At 55.6% G+C, this 16,626-nt stretch carries 14 protein-coding genes; 5 read left to right on the forward strand and 9 right to left on the reverse strand.

Features of this window, described 5'->3' with window-relative positions; all coding sequences use genetic code 11:
- Window positions 1-71 precede the first annotated feature (71 nt).
- Complete coding sequence (locus tag FHX05_RS25880; RefSeq protein ID WP_183875426.1) at window positions 72-1,166, forward strand: substrate-binding domain-containing protein; 1,095 nt, start codon at window positions 72-74, stop codon at window positions 1,164-1,166.
- 342 nt (window positions 1,167-1,508) lie between these two features.
- Here the strand turns inward: FHX05_RS25880 and FHX05_RS25885 are convergent, their stop codons facing one another.
- From FHX05_RS25885 to FHX05_RS25900, 4 genes are read right to left on the reverse strand one after another with little or no spacing between them, the layout of a single operon-like run.
- The gene (locus FHX05_RS25885; protein WP_183715298.1) at window positions 1,509-2,270 is read right to left on the reverse strand and encodes a sulfite exporter TauE/SafE family protein; all 762 of its coding nucleotides are present in this window, start codon (window positions 2,268-2,270) and stop codon (window positions 1,509-1,511) included.
- Between the two features lie 44 nt (window positions 2,271-2,314).
- A complete protein-coding gene (locus FHX05_RS25890; RefSeq protein ID WP_183715300.1) occupies window positions 2,315-2,968 on the reverse strand; it encodes an EthD family reductase in 654 nt (217 codons plus the stop codon).
- 36 nt (window positions 2,969-3,004) lie between these two features.
- Window positions 3,005-3,973: an ABC transporter permease gene (locus tag FHX05_RS25895; RefSeq protein WP_210290472.1), complete on the reverse strand. Its 969-nt coding sequence runs from the start codon at window positions 3,971-3,973 to the stop codon at window positions 3,005-3,007.
- 29 nt (window positions 3,974-4,002) lie between these two features.
- Window positions 4,003-6,480: an ATP-binding cassette domain-containing protein gene (locus FHX05_RS25900; protein WP_183875428.1), complete on the reverse strand. Its 2,478-nt coding sequence runs from the start codon at window positions 6,478-6,480 to the stop codon at window positions 4,003-4,005.
- Between the two features lie 580 nt (window positions 6,481-7,060).
- On the opposite strand from FHX05_RS25900, the gene FHX05_RS25905 reads away from it, so the two are divergent.
- Both FHX05_RS25905 and FHX05_RS25910 read left to right on the forward strand, forming a co-directional pair.
- Window positions 7,061-7,816 carry an SDR family NAD(P)-dependent oxidoreductase gene (locus FHX05_RS25905; RefSeq protein ID WP_183715307.1) on the forward strand — a complete coding sequence of 252 codons (756 nt, stop codon included), beginning with the start codon at window positions 7,061-7,063 and terminating at the stop codon, window positions 7,814-7,816.
- Window positions 7,817-7,828: 12 nt separating this feature from the next.
- Window positions 7,829-9,538: an FAD-dependent oxidoreductase gene (locus FHX05_RS25910; RefSeq protein ID WP_183875430.1), complete on the forward strand. Its 1,710-nt coding sequence runs from the start codon at window positions 7,829-7,831 to the stop codon at window positions 9,536-9,538.
- Between the two features lie 821 nt (window positions 9,539-10,359).
- On the opposite strand, the gene FHX05_RS25915 is transcribed toward FHX05_RS25910, so the two are convergent.
- The 4 genes from FHX05_RS25915 to fahA are packed head-to-tail and all read right to left on the reverse strand — an operon-like array spanning window position 10,360 to window position 13,938.
- Complete coding sequence (locus FHX05_RS25915) at window positions 10,360-10,986, reverse strand: 3-oxoacid CoA-transferase subunit B (protein ID WP_183715311.1); 627 nt, start codon at window positions 10,984-10,986, stop codon at window positions 10,360-10,362.
- Window positions 10,986-11,690, reverse strand: a complete 705-nt coding sequence (locus FHX05_RS25920) for a CoA transferase subunit A (protein ID WP_183715313.1) — start codon at window positions 11,688-11,690, stop codon at window positions 10,986-10,988. Before FHX05_RS25920 ends, FHX05_RS25915 begins: the two co-directional genes overlap by 1 nt.
- Window positions 11,691-11,712: 22 nt before the next feature.
- Complete coding sequence (locus tag FHX05_RS25925) at window positions 11,713-12,663, reverse strand: MBL fold metallo-hydrolase (RefSeq protein ID WP_183715315.1); 951 nt, start codon at window positions 12,661-12,663, stop codon at window positions 11,713-11,715.
- 12 nt (window positions 12,664-12,675) lie between these two features.
- Window positions 12,676-13,938, reverse strand: a complete 1,263-nt coding sequence (fahA, locus tag FHX05_RS25930; protein ID WP_183875432.1) for a fumarylacetoacetase — start codon at window positions 13,936-13,938, stop codon at window positions 12,676-12,678.
- A gap of 195 nt (window positions 13,939-14,133) precedes the next feature.
- Between fahA and maiA the strand changes: the two genes are divergently transcribed.
- Both maiA and FHX05_RS25940 read left to right on the forward strand, forming a co-directional pair.
- A complete protein-coding gene (gene maiA / locus FHX05_RS25935) occupies window positions 14,134-14,778 on the forward strand; it encodes a maleylacetoacetate isomerase (protein WP_183875434.1) in 645 nt (214 codons plus the stop codon).
- A gap of 90 nt (window positions 14,779-14,868) precedes the next feature.
- The gene (locus FHX05_RS25940; protein WP_183715321.1) at window positions 14,869-16,053 is read left to right on the forward strand and encodes an acetyl-CoA C-acetyltransferase; all 1,185 of its coding nucleotides are present in this window, start codon (window positions 14,869-14,871) and stop codon (window positions 16,051-16,053) included.
- A 100-nt stretch (window positions 16,054-16,153) separates the two neighbouring features.
- Here FHX05_RS25940 and FHX05_RS25945 read toward each other — a convergent pair whose 3' ends face one another.
- On the reverse strand, window positions 16,154-16,606 hold the full coding sequence (locus FHX05_RS25945; protein ID WP_210290471.1) for a nuclear transport factor 2 family protein: 453 nt from the start codon (window positions 16,604-16,606) through the stop codon (window positions 16,154-16,156).
- Window positions 16,607-16,626 lie beyond the last annotated feature (20 nt).

A 16,626-nucleotide genomic window follows, 5' to 3' on the forward strand; every position in this document is an offset into this window, starting at 1 on the left:
GCGGGGTGGGTTCGTGCGCCCATGTCGTGGCCGCGTGGCGCATTTTCCAACTGGCCTTGGGAGGAGTGATCATGAAGATTAATGGGGTAACGAGGAAGATCGTTCTTGCGGCCGCATCGACGGCGCTTGCTGCAATCGCAGCGGAGACCGCGCTGGCCGATGATTTCGTCTACGTAAATAAGCATGCCGATATCACCAAACTTTGCGGTACGAAACCGTTGCGCGTCGCGCTGGTGGACGGGTATGGGGGCAATTCTTGGCGCAAGACAGCTCTGGCCGAGTTGAAGGACGAGGCTTCGAAGTGCTCCAACATCACCGAGGTCCAGTACACGGACGCGGGAGGCGACGCTCAAACTTACAATTCCGCTATTAACGGCTACACCGCCCAAGGTTTCGATATCATCGTGACTTACACGGACTTCGGCGACGCTGCCCTGCCCGCTTATCGCGCAGCCACGCAGGCAGGTGTCACCATGGCGCCGTACTTCATCAACTTGAAGGGCAAGGTCGGCGTCGATTACTCGGTTAATCCATACGAAGACGCCTTCCGAGCGGGAAAGATGTTTGGCGAATGGGTGGGCAAGTCTGTGGGTGAGGGAAACACGGTCTTCCTTGGTGGTCTCGCAGGATCGGCGTCATCCGTCACCTTTCTGAATGGTTACAAGGAAGGCCTTAAGGACTACCCAAAAATCAAGCTATTGGACGAGAAGTTCATTGTCACCAATTGGAACCCGGCAGATGCGCAGAAGGCGGTATCTGGCTTGATCGCAAAATACCCGAAGATCGATGCAATCGCGTCGGATTACGGTGTGACGAGCCTCGCGGCTGTCAAGGCATATCAAGCAGCTGGTCTGCCGATTCCCGCAATGGCGTTTATTGCGACGAACAACGAGTATTCGTGCGTTTACATGGATGCAAAATCCAGTGGCAAAGCGTGGAAGCAGTTGGCTCTCAGCGGGACTACAGCCGACACGCGGTTCGCTCTCCGCGCTGCGCTTGCTAAGTTGAATGGCATCGCGAACACGGAGCCACGCGCTCTTGTTGCGTTCCCGTTTGCCGACAGTGAGCAGGGTAAGGACCCAGCGTGCAATAAAGACCTGCCGCCGGACGCCGACCTTGGTTCGTCTCTGCCGCAGGATAAGCTGAAGGCGCTTTTCGCGCGGTGATCGTCCCGTCGCTGGTTCTTGGGCCGCCCTAGTCGATTGGGGCGGCCTCCTATAGGTAGCCGCCTGATTGTTCGAAGCTGCGACTGACGGTCACGCTAGATCTCAGCCTTCTTAGTTTCCCCACCTCGCCATTACTCCAGGTGCAGCTCTTGTCTGCCCCTTCGGGCGGGCACTTTGAGTTAGGTGGTCGAGGCGATGCGGCCACGGAAGCTTCTATTGGAAGAAGTGAAGCAGCTTTTGATGCTGGGAAGGATATTCAAAAACCCGCCCAGAGCAGTTAAGCAACCGTGGCTTTTCGGTAGCCACAAAAAAAGGAACTAGTGCAGTTTCCACCGATCTGCATCAGCCGCTCAGACCTTGAGCGATTAGAGCGAGGCTTACACCGATCAGCATCGTGATAATCAGCAAATTGAACTTTTCGACGCTGACGTATCTCACCAGTTTGCCCCCGGCCCAGCTGGAGATCATTGCGATGGGGATGAACATCGCGATGAGAGGAAGTTCGGACGCGTGAAATTGCCCGAGCGCGACGAACACCGGTAGTTTCATGACGTTAAGGATCGCGAAGAAATAGACACTGGTCCCCACGTACTCGTCGCGACCAAGCCGCAACGGCATTGTATAAAACTGGAATGGCGGCGAGCCTGCATGCGCGATGGTGCTCGTGAAACCAGCGCCAGCGCCGCAGGCAATTCCCAAAGTCGGATTTCCCCTGACTTCCTTGTCAGCAACCATCGGCGCGCCTCTTAAAGTCACAACAAGCTGCCACAGGGCGAATAGGAGGGAAACAACTCCTAGAACTAGCTCGACCACCCACTCGGCAACAGTGGAAGCGAGTAGGTAGGCGGCTATGACACCAACTACGGCCCCTGGCAAAAGCACCGCCAACGATCTTTTATTAAAAATCCGGTGGTACATAAAAACGGCGATAGCGTCCTGGCTCAGCATCACCGGCAACATGAAACTTGCGGCCTCAAGGGGACCCATCACCAACGCCAACATTGGAGTACTGATCATGCCGACGCCAGCGAAACCGCCCTTAGAAAGACCCAAGATGACAATCGCCGTGGTCGCGATGATGTAAAACGACAGGTCTGGATACACGTTACCACGCCCTTCAAGGAAAACTCTAGGAGGGATTGATCGCCTTAGAGGTCGATTGGATCGACCGTGTAGGTAGTGATCTCACCAATGAACTCTTTCGCGTGGGTCATCGTGGTGATGCCCTTGTCCGACCGGAACGCTCTTTCGATTGCCTCGGCGCTTTCGAACCACAACTCGACAATGCCATGAAGCGGCGTCCGGTCGCCACGGGGAGGAGCATCAACGATGAAGTTCTGTCGATAACCCAAGATGCCGGACATACGATTTAGAAGGACCGCGTGGAGACCGAACCATTCACTTCGGAATTGCTCAAGATCTACATCGGTCCTCTTGGTGAGCAGAGACATAAGTTTCACGTATTTGCCTGTGGTTGGCGGCTCGATAACGGTGTTCCTAAAGGCAGTCAGCACGAAAATGTCCGTAAGCTCTCCTTGCGATAGGCCAGCGCCGACATCCATTTCGCCCAGTTCCGCAGCCGTGAAGGCAGCAGACACATCCGCGACCTTGAACTGGGAGATGGCGTCGACTTCCAGGCTTCCGCGCTGGCAACTGATGCCGAGCTGACCACGGCTAGTCGCCAAGTTCACCACTGAACCCGGCAATTGCGGTCTCTCAGCGATTCTTGCGGCAACGGTGTCCTTTGCTTCAGCTGTGGAGTAACCCTCGTTAAAGCGCATCAGACCAAAGACTGAGATCATCTTAGATTCCGTATCAGAAGGTAGTTGCGGTTGAGGTCAGGACCTCAGCACACTCAACGCGTTCGGAATGTAGCGGATCGTTACGGCGATGATGATCGAGAGTGCCTGAACCAGAAGCTGGACAGCCGTGTCCGCACCCAAGGCGAGAACCATCTGACCTAGCTGCACCATGAAGAGGGCCGCTATGCCGCTTGCGACCACGCTTCCCCTACCACCCGTAAACGGCGTCCCCCCGACAACAACTGCCGCGATGGCAGGCAGAAGATAGTCATTTCCTGCGGTTTGGGAAGCTGAACCGATGAAGCCCGTATATAACATTCCGGCGACGGCAAAGCAGATCGCAGCAATCGCATAGGTTCCAATTTGATAGGGAAGGACAGAGATGCCACCCGCCGCAGCGGCCGCTGGGTTTGCACCGACGGCAACGAAGCGCCGTCCATATACTGTTCGTCTGGTGGCCACGCTGATGAAGATGATGAACACCAGCGCCAAGATGAGGGTCATGGGAACGCCGAGCACCTGATAATGTGAAAACGCTGCCAGCTCCGGCGGCGCAGACATCGGACTGCCGCCTGAAATAGTGCGCACTGCCCCGAGCAGGATCGCATTGACCGCAAGGGTCGTAACGATGGGGGTGATGTTAACCTTGGCAACCAACAAGCCATTCAGAATACCGAACAGGCAAGCGCAGATCAGCGTTAGTGGAACGGCCAGCAACAGTGATCCCGTCATGAAACCGAATTTTGCCAGCAGTAAACCAGAAAGGGTCATGATGCCTGCCAGCGACATGTCGAGACCTCGCTGTTGGATCACGATGGTCTGGCCTACCGCTGCAATTGCGAGAATTGCAGCAAACGGCAACATTGAAGATATTGAGGCAAGGCGAATAGTGCCGGGTGCCACAATCGCGCTAACGATGAAAATCAGGGCTGTTCCACCCCAAATCCAAGTGAATTCATTGAAGGACGTTCTGCGTACGCGCTCGCCGACAGTGATCAACGTCATGGAGTTCTTCTCACGAATAGCTGCCTGGGTCATGCCTGCACCACTTTCTGGCGGCTCTTCGAGTAGAGCGACACTGCTGCAAGAATAAGGAAGCCGAGCAGATAAGACTGCCAAGCCTGATCAAGGCTGAGAAACGATGTAACAGAGTTGACCTGAGTGATGAAGACCGCTCCAAGGAATGCACCAATGAACGAGCCGCGACCACCGAAAAGGCTTGCACCACCAATGACAACGGCGGCGATTGATCCCAGGGTATATCCAATGCCTGCTCGCGGATCACCGATTCCCACCTGAGGCATCATCGAGATCGACGCGATACCAGCGAGGATAGAGCATCCGACATAGGCAAGCAGTCGTGTGGTTGCTGGCCTGATACCGGCAGTTCGAGCTGCTTCCTGGCGAGAACCAAGGCCTCGCAGCGATAGACCAAGAGTTCGGCGATATAGGACAAACTCCAAGATCACTGCTATGACTAAGGCAACAATGAATATAACAGGGAAAATGCCGATCCTCGTTCCAAGGCTCATCATGATGTCGGAGTCTATCATGCCGTCTGGTACGGGGCGAAGGATAAGCGAAACTGCCTGCACTGCCATGAAAGTGGCGAGCGTCACGACCATTGGATGCAATCCCAATGGCTCAACGAGCAGCCAATTGATCAAGCCGACGATCAGCGCAACGAGCAGCAGCAAAGCCCAGCCAATCAAGTGAGATTCCGGACCAAGTTCCTCCAACAGGTAGAAAGATGCGACCACCTGGCATAGGCCCATTAACGGTCCGACCGAGAGGTCGATCCCTCCGACAAGGAGGAGCAACTGTTGTCCGTAGGCGACAAGCGCCAAGGTCGCGACCATCATCATCATTCCCGTCAGACTGCGCGGCGAGATATAAAACGGGTTGTACGAGGCGGCAGCGGCGCCAAGAAATAGAATTGCGGCTGCCACCATTATGAGGGGCGCGCTATTGCCGGCAGCCCATCTCCAGATAGCGCCTACATTTTTATGGTGTCTGTCTCTCTGGCCCGTAGCCTTGAGAACCGATGCAGTGATGTTGTCCTCTGTGACCCTTTCGGCAGAGAGTGTCTCCACGACCCGCCCACGGGAGAAGATCGCCACTTTGTCGCTGAGACCAGCGACTTCTTGTTGATCAGACGAAACGAGAATGATGGCGATGCCTTTAGCGGCAACCTCTCTCAACGTCTTGTAGATTTCCGCGCGTGCGCCAACGTCTACGCCTTGCGTCGGCTCGTCTACGAGCAGAACTTTTGGGTTGGACGCGAGGACGCCTGCGAGCACGACCTTCTGTTGGTTGCCGCCGGACAGAGACCGGATCGGTGTGTCAATATCAGGCGTTTTGACGTTGAAACGCTTGACGGCCTCATTGGCGCGGCGTTCTTCCGAGGAAGCACTAATCAAACCACCGCGTATGTCTTGCCTTGGACTGCGGATCGAGAAGTTCTCGCGCACGGCGAGGTCAGCAAAGATGCCTTCGCGGTGACGATCTCCAGGCAGGTAGGATATCCCGAGATGCATCGCAACTTTGGACGAGGGGATGCGGATTTCCCCTCCATTGATGACGATCTTTCCGCTGCCTCGATTGATGCCTGCGAGTGCTCGCATGAACTCGCGCTGACCGTTGGCATCGATACCTGCCAGACCAACGATCTCACCCGCCCGCACCTTTAGCGTGACATCCGCGAAACCAGGTCCAGAAAACTTGTTGGTCTCAAGAATGACCCGACCGTCATGCCACGTCGACTTGGGCGGGAAGGTTCTGTCGAGTGAAGTACCGACGATTAGCGAGACAATCTGGTCTTCGGACAGAGATGAGGCATCGTATGAGCCTTGTCCTTCGCCATCGCGCAGAACGGTGAGGCGATCGGCAATTGCCTGCACTTCTCGGATCCGATGAGAGATGTAGATGACAGATGCCCCGCGAGCCGTCACTTCTCGAATTCGTGTGAACAGGCGTTCGACGTCTTCGGTGGCGAGATGCTCAGTCGGCTCATCGAGAACCAGCAGTTTAGGTTCGCACGCCAAAGCCTTGACGATCTCGACGATGAAGCGCTGCTCTGGATTAAGTGTTGTGATGGGTGCTCGAACGTCGATGGCGACATTGGTGCTCCAGCGCTGGAGTAAGTTCCTAGCCCAGGGATTCAAGTTCGACAGGCGCGGTCTGCGAGCTTCAGGCAGACCCAGAAAGAGGTTCTCCGCAACCGAAAGATCAGGCATCAAGGCGGGCTCTTGACGAACAATCGCTAGACCAAGGTTTCTTGCCTTCTGAGGATCGCCGCGAACCTCTTCGCCGGATATCCAGACGTTTCCGTCTGTTGCCGCAAGAGCGCCGGATGCGATACCCATCAGGGTCGACTTACCCGCGCCGTTCTCGCCGACCAAACCGTGGACTTCGCCGGCGCGAACATCAAACGTAATGCCTTGTAGCGCTCGGACTGCTCCGAAGTGCTTCGCTACATTCTTCATCTGCAAAATGGCGGCGTTGTTGTTCATGATCGCACCTCATTGAAGCCTGTGGCGCACGGGATGGCGACTTCGCGCCCTTTTAGGGTGGAATGGAGCTTCATGAGTTCCTCCCGAATCTCTCCGACGTCCGGTCGTATTCCACGACCGCCTGGCCACGACGTGTGACCATCCTCCGATTTTCATTCTCTAATAATGAAGTAATTTGTCAATATGATATTTCTCGGCGCAGAAGCGATGAGGCCGAGAGGGCTATGGCGACGTAATAAGATGGTGGATTGGTGGCGGCCCAGGTCCCTTGCTACCGTGGGATTGCGCCGTCATTCAATCGCTGAGCTTACAAACACTTAGCGCGATTTCGCGACAGTGATTCGAATGAAGTGGCGGCTTTCTCGATCTCCCGACATTTCCCAGCGCACTTTCACCAGAGAAACGAAGGCGTTGTCGCGCGGGGCCTAACCCTCGATGAATCGCCATTTCTGAGCAATCAGAGACCTGGGATATCTCATTCGGTATTGGCAAAGTCGTTTTATTGTATATAATCAAAAGCGTTCGTGAATATCGAATTTGCGCCGCTGCCACTTAAAATTGCTGGGCGAGGGAGGGAAATATGCTTGATATTCAGGGAGCGGTTGCCGTTGTCACGGGAGCCGCTCAGGGCAACGGTCGAGCTATTGCAATCGGCCTCGCAGCTGCCGGGGCTAAGGTCGCTTGTTGCGACATTCAGGACGACGCTGTCCAGGCGGTGGCCAACGAGATTAAAGCGCAAGATGGCCAAGCAATTGCGGTCTCCTTGGATGTGACTAAAGCGGATAGCTGCGCCGCCGCCGCCGCCAAGATCAACAAAGCTTTTGATCAGCCAGTCAGCGTATTGGTCAACAACGCTGGCATCATTCGTCGAACCGCACCCGACTCGGAGACATTTGTTAGTGACTGGGACGCCGTATTAGCCGTGAATGCGACGGGGGTCATGCACATGGTCCTAGCATTCCTGCCTCAACTCAAACAGACGCGCGGTAGGATAGTAAATCTAGCTTCGATCATGTCCGTTTCGGCAGGCCCGGGACTTACAGCCTACGCTGCTTCGAAGGGTGCTGTCCTGCAGCTAACGAAAGCACTCGCCCACGACCTTTCCAAAGATGGCATACGTGTCAATGCAATTGCGCCAGGCGTCATCGAAACGCCTATGACTGTGACAACTCGCGAAAATCCGGAATCCATCGGCCGGTTCATGGCTCACACGCCCCTTGGCCGTCCGGGTAAGCCGGAAGAGCTGGTGGGGCCGGTATTGTTCTTATCGTCGGCCGCGTCGAGTTACGTGACGGGTGCATTACTGCCTGTCGACGGCGGCTATCTTGCATCTTGATGGAGTATTAAAATGAAGCGTCACGAAGTTGATGTCTTGGTCGTGGGATCGGGGGCTGGTGGCCTCTCCACGGCTGTCGCAGCCGCTCATCGCAGGCTCACCGTCGTTGTAGCAGAAAAAGAGCCTGTATTCGGCGGGACGACTGCCCGGTCAGGTGGCTGGATGTGGATTCCCTGCAATGCGCCAGCACAGCGGGCAGGAGTCCAAGACTCGTTTGACCGCGCTAAGACCTATCTCAAGCACGAAACCGGTGAGTTCTTTGATGAGCGAAAGGTGGATGCTTTTCTGGAGAGCGGCCCGAAGGCCGTCGATTTCTTCGAGAAGGATACGAGCCTGGAGTTCGATCTTGGGCCGACGTTTGCTGACTATCATCCAACCGCTCCAGGCGGTATCGACGGTGGGCGGTCCATTGTGGCGCGTCCCTTTGATGCCCGGCAGCTTGGCAAGAACGTCCAGTACCTGCGGCCGCCGCTTGCGGAAATCACCATCCTTGGCATGATGATCGGCTCGGGGAAAGAATTGCTCCACTTCTTTAACGTCATGAAGTCGCCGATCTCCGCCTTCTACGTCGGTAAGTTGTTTGCAAAATTCCTGCGCGACGTAGCGTTCTATGGCAGGCCCATGCGGCTTACGAACGGCAACGCGTTGATCGGACGCCTTGCGAAGTCGGCGTTCGACAAAGATGTGCCTATCTGGACATCGTCGCCGGTGAAGGAACTTATCCGCGATACCAAAGGACGCGTGATCGGCGCAATCGTGAATCGACCCGACGGTCCCGTTGAGGTGATCGCGCGCAAAGGGGTCGTCCTCGCGGCTGGGGGATTTCCGCAAGACCCTATTCGCCGAAAGCAGCTGATGCCTCATTCGCCATCCGGCTACGAGCACGTATCGCCAGCGCCTCCCGGTAACACCGGCGACGGTCTCCGCATGGGCGAGTCCGTTGGGGCGACCGTTCAAATCGACCTGCCGTTCTCCTCGGCACTCGTACCGATTTCTCGGCCGCTGAAGAGTGACGGGACTCTTGGAACTTTTCCCCACTTCGTTGACCGCTCAAAGCCTGGCGTCATCGCTGTCACCCGATCCGGTAAGCGCTTCGTCAACGAGGCGAACAGCTACCATGACTTTTGCCAAGCAATGATTAAGCGCTGCAGAGAAGAAGGCGGCGAGGGCGCTGAGAATGCGGCGTGGTTCATTGCAGATCATCGGACTTTTAGAAAATATGGACTCGGGTTTGCCAAGCCTGCTCCTGTGCCTTACAAAAAGCTGATAAAGCAGGGCTATCTCCTTTGTGGCAAAACTATCGCCGACCTCGCTCGCCAAATCGGCGCGGACCCGGCCGCGCTGGAAACGACTGTCGCGACCTTTAACACCCACGCTCGGCAGGGCAACGACCCTGAGTTTGGCAAGGGTTCTACCAGCTATAACAGATCGCTAGGTGATCCTCAGCACAAGCCCAACCCCTGCGTTGCGCCCATAGAGAAGGGACCGTTCTACGCTGTCCGCCTCTATGTAGGCGACCTTGGAACGTTTGCTGGACTCAAGACCAATGAGAACGCTCAAGTTCTTGACGATGTTGGAAGGCCTATCGAAGGCCTGTATTCGGCGGGCAACGACGCCGCGTCCATCATGGGTGGCAATTATCCGGGCGGTGGCATCACGCTCGGCCCGGCTCTGACCTTCGGCTATATCGCCGCGCGTCACATGTCGGGCGCAAACTCCTGATCAAAAAGGGAGCATTCCTCGAAAGGAGGGACTCCCAGCATTTTCACGGAAAAGCTACTCTAACGAGGGCATTTGCTGTGCGGATTGGCTTTTAAAGCTTCCGGACGAAACATCAATTATCTGGCTCGCCTCGTCGTCCGCTTCCTTTTGTAGCTCACCGTTTTGATCCGTTCACAGCCTGGATTCATGCAGTTTTCACAGATTACGCCACTGCCGCTTACGCTATGGGCGCTCGTCGCTGACGACGCACGTAGGTGCGACGCGTTGAGGCCGGAGGTGGCCTTTCGGAGGGGTCTGCGCAAATTTTTAGAACCCTCTTGTCTTTCTGCTTCTGCTGTCGCCGGTTAACGCTCACGTCGGCGAGACCAGTTTGCAGCCCGTCGACAGCGACACAAGCGGCGTTGCGATGTTCGCCAGCATTTCAGCGGAGAGCATCTCCAGGCCGCTGCCTCTAAAGAGGGTTCGCGAGGCCACTTTGAGTGAAGCGCCACTGTCGACGGCATAGAGCAGGACAATGATGCAGCTTAGATAACTTTTGATGCCACTTTTCAATCACAGGCAGGTGGCGGTGGTGTGCCGGCGTAATGGTTTTCGTTGAAAGTCAATTCAATAGGCTTTTTTAGCTACATCAACCCCGTGACGCGAGGACATCAGGCCTTTCACTCCCTTCCCGAGGCGCATCTGAGACCATGGGTGGTACGTCAGGAATCTTGTCACCCGGCAAAAGAAACCCGCTCGCGAACCTCAGTCACGAGCGGCTCAGCTGTTAAGCTCTTGCCCACAGGGACGCCTATCTATTTACAGACTTGAGTTAGCCAGCTTTAGACGATTTTCGCCTGTGTGCTTTTGCGGAGATCTTCCAGCGTTACGCGGGGTGCAAGCTCGATGAGCTTCAGTCCTCCATCGACAACATCAAGCACCGCAAGGTTCGTGATAATCCGGTCGACGACCCCTTTCCCAGTCAATGGCAGGGAACAGTCCTTTAGAACCTTCGGCTCGCCGGTCTTGCTCGTGTGATCCATGACAACTACAACCTTGCGAACACCGGCCACTAGGTCCATGGCGCCGCCCATTCCTTTGACGAGCTTACCCGGAATAAGCCAGTTGGCCAGATCGCCGGTCTCGGACACCTCCATTGCACCAAGGATCGCCATGTCGATCTTGCCGCCTCGGATCATTGCGAAGGAAGTGGCGCTGTCGAAGAACGCTGAGTGAGGCAGTTCAGTGATCGTCTGCTTACCAGCGTTGATCAAATCGGCATCTTCCTCGCCCTCAATGGGAAACGGTCCCATGCCGAGCATACCATTCTCGGACTGCAGCGTTACATGAATGTCTTCGGGAATATAGTTCGCCACGAGCGTCGGAATACCAATCCCGAGGTTAACATACATGCCGTCTTCCAATTCCTTGGAAGCCCGCTGTGCCATCTCATTGCGATCCCAGGCCATCACGCAGCTTCCTTCTGTCTGGTTGTCCGCTGTTCAATCCGCTTCTCGTGAGCGCCCTGGATGAGCCGATGAACATAAATGCCCGGAAGATGAATCTCGTCTGCAGCAAGCTGGCCAACTGGAACGATCTCCTCGACCTCGGCAATGCAGACCTTTCCGCACGTTGCTGCCGGGACGTTAAAGTTGCGAGCTGTCTTCCTGAAGACGAGGTTCCCGGTGGTGTCGGCCTTCCATGCCTTCACGATAGCAAGATCAGCGACAATGCCCCGTTCCAGAATATATGTCTGACCATCGAATTCCTTGTGCTCTTTACCCTCGGCCACGAGCGTGCCAACGCCGGTCTTTGTATAGAACCCAGGGATACCGGCACCTCCGGCACGCATCCGTTCTGCGAGCGTACCTTGCGGGTTGAATTCGATCTCCAGGATGCCGCTTAGATATTGCCGCATAAACTCGGCGTTTTCTCCGACATAGGATGAAATCATTTTCTTCACCTGAAGGTTCTGCAGAAGCAAGCCCAGGCCAAAATTGTCCACGCCGGCATTGTTGGATGCAATCGTGAGATTTTTGACCCCACTTTTCGCCAATGCCGAAATCAACAACTCCGGGATACCACAGAGGCCGAAGCCTCCGGCGGCGATGGTCATGCCGTCGGTGAGCAGTCCTTGGACCGCGCTGTCGGCGTCGGGATGTATCTTCTTCATCTATCCTCCTCCGATGCCGGGATTAGCCTTGCAGGGCTTCCCACATCTCCATGTCGCGCTTCGCCGTCCAGATACGGGGCGTGTCGATGCCACGGGCCTCGTCGTAGGCACGGGAAACGTTGAAAGGCAGGCAGTGCTCGTAGATCGCATAGTCCTTGAACTTCGGATCGCATTCCTCACGGATCGCATTCCAAGCATCCTTCAAGGTGCCATTGCGGGCCGCCACGCGCTTTGCTGGTTGGTAGGTGGACTCGATAAAGTCCTTAGTCCTGTCTATTGCTTCATTCACTGATTCGTGGCCAATGAGCGCGCCACCGCGACCCGGGGCGATTGCGTGCAGATTGAAATCGCGGATTGTTTCGAGAGTGCCGCTCCAGTCAGCGAAGTGACCATCGCCACAGTAGCAGGCCGAATGCGCTTCAACGATGTCGCCGGTGAACATTACATCTTCATCTGGGACATGGATGACGGTATCCCCAGCCGTGTGAGCCCGACCAAGCTGCATGATGTCGACGCGTCGGTCACCAAGGAAGACAGTCATCTTGCCATTGAAGGTCGTCGTTGGCCAAGTAAGCCCGGGAATGCTCTCATGGCCTTCGAAAAGGCGTGGAAAGCGCTGAAACTCGCTAGCCCAATCTTCCAGGCCACGTTCGACCACCATCGAGCGAGCCCTCTCGCTCATGATGACCTGGGGAGCTCGGAACGCGGACGCTCCAAGGACGCGAACTGCGTGATAATGGGTCAGTACGACGTGACTGATCGGCTTGTCAGTAACCGTGCGCACGCAGTCTATTACCTTCTGCGCGAGGCGAGGGGTCGCCTGAGCTTCCACGATCATGACGCTATCGTCGCCGACAATTACGCCCGAATTCGGATCGCCTTCGGCGGTGAAGGCATAAAGACCTTCACCGATCTCCGTGAAACTGATGTTCTTTTCCGTCATATCGCCTTGCGAAGCAAATGCCTTAGCCATTCCTGGTTCCTTTCAAGATGCGTAGGGATCGTTGAGGGCGGGGGTTACGGTGCCGATGCATTCGCCAAAGCCGATGGTGAAGCCATCACCTTGCGATGAGCCTCGAAGGACAAGCGTGTCGTAATCTTCGATGAAAGTTCTTATTGTGCCGTCCTGGAGTTCGATTGGTTCTCTACCCCCCCAGCTCAGCTCCAGCAGGCTACCACGACTTTCTTTTGTTGGTCCTGAAATGGTTCCTGATCCCAAAAGGTCGCCGGTCCGCATGGAACAGCCACAAGTCGTGTGATGCGCGAGCTGCTGTGGCGCGGAGTAGTACATCTCACGGTAGTTCGTGCGAGAGATCACGGACTCTCCGCCATCCTTCGGCCGGAGGCCGACCTCCAGATCGATATTGTAGAGCAGGGGGCGAGGCTCATTCAGGTAAGATAGCAGCGGCACTTCGCGCTCTGGCGTCGACACACGGAACGGCTCCAGAGCGGCCTTCATCACGATCCAGGGTGAGATCGTGGTGGCCGTCGCCTTAGCCTGAAATGGACCAAGCGGTTGATACTCCCAAGCCTGGATATCGCGAGCCGACCAATCGTTCAAAAGCACATAGCCGAAAATCATTGCATCGGCTTGTTCAACAGAAACCGGCCTGCCGTACTCTGACGGAAGACCAACGATCGCGCCAAGCTCAAGCTCAATGTCGAAACGCTCGGACGGAGCGAATTTCGGCTCGCTGTCGTTGGGTCCCTTGATCTGACCCCATGGCCGGCGAACTTCCGTCCCTGACACGACCACCGACGACGCCCGGCCATTGTAGCCAATTGGAATATGAAGCCAGTTCGGTGGAAGTGCATTTTCCGGGCCACGGAACATAGTGCCGACGTTAAAGGCATGATGCCGTCCCGCATAGAAGTCGGTGTATTCGACGACCTGAAACGGCAGATGCAACCGCACGTCCGCCAAATCATGCAGGAGCGGGCGGACCGCTAACGCCCACTTCGAGCCTTCGAGAAGCAGATCGACCAAAATTTCCCGAAATTTGCGCCAGTTCTCAGGCCCGGACGCCATGAGGGCATTATAGCTCGGCTTGTCGAAGAGCGGTATCTCACCGAGCCTTAGGAGACCGAAAGCTTCGAGAGCAGTGACGTCCAGAACTTTGTAGCCGATGGCGACACCACAATGCGGCGCCCGGTCGTCTTTAGAGAAAACGCCGCAGGGCAGGTTATTGAGTGGAAAAGGGCATGACGCAGAATTGGCGCTATCTACCCAAGACCGTAGTAAAGGCATTCAGGCCTTCCTCCCTTTTTTGATCACTAGGCAATCGTTCGAATGTGAATGCCGAGACGCGACCATTCATGTGTGAGGGTGGGGTCGCATCCCTCAACAAATGAATTTGATATTATCGAATTTATTTGTTAGGGATAGTTGAATGCGCAGCTATGTCAAGCTAAATGTCGCGCCATCGAAAAGCGGGAGGTTTTGATGACTCCGGAAGTCAAGCTGTACGGATACTGGAGGTCATCTTCCACGTATCGGGTCAGGATCGCGCTAGCTCTGGCCAGCATTCCGTACGAGACCATAAAAGTCGATCTGCTAAGCGGAGAGCAGGATGGCAATGATAATTTGTCGCGAAATCCACTGGGGCTCGTGCCTTCTTTGGAGATCGACGGACGCGTGCTAACCCAGTCGTTGTCGATCATCGAATACTTGGATGAGACGCGAAAAATGGGCCTTCTTCCCGGAGGGCCCGAAGAGAGGTCGCGAGTTAGAGCGCTTGCTCACGCGATTGCGATGGACATTGCTCCCATATGCAATCAGCGCGTCGCGAAGTTCGCGAATGAACAATCGAATTCGTCAATTGCAACGGCCGATTGGATGAAGCATTTTATCGCCCTTGGTTTGCGCGGGTTTGAAAGAATGTTGGAGCAAAGGCCGCCCAGCCGTTATTGCGCCGGAGACGCTGTGACAATCGCTGACCTCTGCCTCGTGCCCCAGCTCTACAACGCCGCACGGTGGAGTGTCGATCTAGCAGCCTGCCCGCTGGCGAATTCGATCAACTCGCGTCTGCTTGAACTTGAGGCATTTAGAGCTGCTCACCCGGACGTGGCAAACTTAGCCGCAGCCTGACCGGCCTGTATCAAAGCGAGCGCCTAAGGTTAAGCATGCCATTCGAACGGCTTCGACCACTTGATAGCGCCTGTAAAAGGGGAGAACATCATGACTACTCCATCAATCGTGATAGCCAGCGCTGCACGCACACCGGTTGGCACATTCAACGGCGCGTTCGCGAGCATTCCGGCCCATGAATTGGGAGCAACGGCAATCAGAGCGGCTATCAAGCGAGCGGGAATCGATCCTCTCGACGTAAACGAGGTTATCTTTGGGCAGGTTTTGCAAGCCGGAGAGGGGCAAAATCCCGTGCGACAAGCGGCGATAAAGGCCGGCATTCCGAAGGAGGCAACGGCCCTTAGCGTCAACCAAGTCTGCGGCTCTGGCCTTCGGTCGGTTGCTCTGGGAATGCAGCAGATTTTTACCGGAGACGCTGCAATTGTGGTCGCTGGCGGGCAGGAATCAATGTCACTTGCACCACATGTTGCCCATCTCCGGGTAGGCACGAAGATGGGAGACCTGAAACTCGTCGATACTATGATCCAGGATGGGCTGACTGACGCTTTCAACGCCTACCACATGGGCATCACCGCCGAGAATGTCGCTAGACAATTCGACATTTCTCGTCTGGTACAGGATGAGTTCGCGGTATCGTCTCAGAATAAGGCCGAGGCTGCCCAGATGTCCGGACGCTTTAAAGATGAGATAGTTTCCGTTGTCGTTTCTGGCAGGAAGGGCGACACGATTGTAGATAGTGACGAGTACATTCGTCATGGAGCAACACTGGAAAGCGTTACCAAGCTCCGTCCGGCTTTCGATAAAGAGGGAACCGTTACAGCCGCCAACTCGTCGGGGCTCAATGACGGTGCTGCCGCGCTCGTTCTAATGACCGAAGCCGAAGCGGCGCGAAGGGGCATCACTCCACTCGCTCGAATTGCGTCATGGGCAACCGCTGGTGTCGATCCTTCTATCATGGGCATTGGTCCTGCTCCGGCCTCCAGGAAGGCATTGCAAAAAGCAGGTTGGCGTATTGCCGACCTCGATCTCATCGAAGCAAACGAAGCGTTCGCCGCACAAGCCTGTGCTGTTGGAAAGGAGCTTGGTTGGGACACGTCGGTGGTGAACGTCAATGGAGGGGCTATCGCGATTGGCCACCCAATCGGCGCGTCCGGAGCCAGGATCGCCAACACACTTCTTTTCGAAATGAAGCGTCGTGGGTCAAAGAAGGGGCTCGCGACCCTGTGCATTGGCGGTGGAATGGGAATCGCAATGTGCTTTGAAGCGCTACGCTAAACAGTCAGATCTTGGCGCATGGTAGGGTAGCTATTCATTACACATAGTAGGCGGAAAAAAGCCGCGCTCGCCACGCGGCTTTTCATTCACAATGGCTTGCTCATTCCTCATGCTGCCAAATGACGTCCAGTTGCGTGTGGTAGATTTTCCATTTTCCGTTCTCCCTTCGATACTTGTCGGAATACAGGCCGAGCAGAAGGACGGGATGGCCCTTTTCGCGTCCGGTGACCCAATCGAGAAGGTAGCAAAGTCCCTCTGCCTCGGATGAGGAGGTGATGGTCACTGCGTGGTTGGTAACCGCATGCAAGAACGGGTAGTTTCGTGCCTTGCGATAATCGAACGTCTCGTAGGCTTCCGCCAGGCCAGTCTTGATCGCTTCAATGCCCTCCATCTTACCGACTGTTACAGCCACAACGGCGTCGTCCGCGAAAACATTATGAAAGCCTTCGACCTTGCCGCTATCCAAAACGTGACTGTAGCGGATACGCAAAGATCGAATTTCCTCAATGTCGAGGAGGCGTTGAAGCTGATCGGCTATGTTTTGGTCAGTCACGTCATTATCCTTTCGGAAGT

This window comes from Rhizobium sp. BK491 (assembly GCF_014194925.1).
Classification (GTDB): Bacteria; Pseudomonadota; Alphaproteobacteria; order Rhizobiales; family Rhizobiaceae; genus Rhizobium.

What these genes read in the sequence shown, in the direction of transcription:
- FHX05_RS25925 (WP_183715315.1), bottom strand. Translation starts at nt 12,663, where the DNA reads ATGGCTAAGGCATTTGCTTCGCAAGGCGATATGACGGAAAAGAACATC.
- FHX05_RS25915 (WP_183715311.1), bottom strand. Translation starts at nt 10,986, where the DNA reads ATGGCCTGGGATCGCAATGAGATGGCACAGCGGGCTTCCAAGGAATTG.
- FHX05_RS25900 (WP_183875428.1), bottom strand. Translation starts at nt 6,480, where the DNA reads ATGAACAACAACGCCGCCATTTTGCAGATGAAGAATGTAGCGAAGCAC.
- FHX05_RS25920 (WP_183715313.1), bottom strand. Translation starts at nt 11,690, where the DNA reads ATGAAGAAGATACATCCCGACGCCGACAGCGCGGTCCAAGGACTGCTC.
- FHX05_RS25895 (WP_210290472.1), bottom strand. Translation starts at nt 3,973, where the DNA reads ATGACGTTGATCACTGTCGGCGAGCGCGTACGCAGAACGTCCTTCAAT.
- FHX05_RS25905 (WP_183715307.1), top strand. Translation starts at nt 7,061, where the DNA reads ATGCTTGATATTCAGGGAGCGGTTGCCGTTGTCACGGGAGCCGCTCAG.
- fahA (WP_183875432.1), bottom strand. Translation starts at nt 13,938, where the DNA reads ATGCCTTTACTACGGTCTTGGGTAGATAGCGCCAATTCTGCGTCATGC.
- FHX05_RS25890 (WP_183715300.1), bottom strand. Translation starts at nt 2,968, where the DNA reads ATGATCTCAGTCTTTGGTCTGATGCGCTTTAACGAGGGTTACTCCACA.
- FHX05_RS25940 (WP_183715321.1), top strand. Translation starts at nt 14,869, where the DNA reads ATGACTACTCCATCAATCGTGATAGCCAGCGCTGCACGCACACCGGTT.
- FHX05_RS25880 (WP_183875426.1), top strand. Translation starts at nt 72, where the DNA reads ATGAAGATTAATGGGGTAACGAGGAAGATCGTTCTTGCGGCCGCATCG.
- maiA (WP_183875434.1), top strand. Translation starts at nt 14,134, where the DNA reads ATGACTCCGGAAGTCAAGCTGTACGGATACTGGAGGTCATCTTCCACG.
- FHX05_RS25910 (WP_183875430.1), top strand. Translation starts at nt 7,829, where the DNA reads ATGAAGCGTCACGAAGTTGATGTCTTGGTCGTGGGATCGGGGGCTGGT.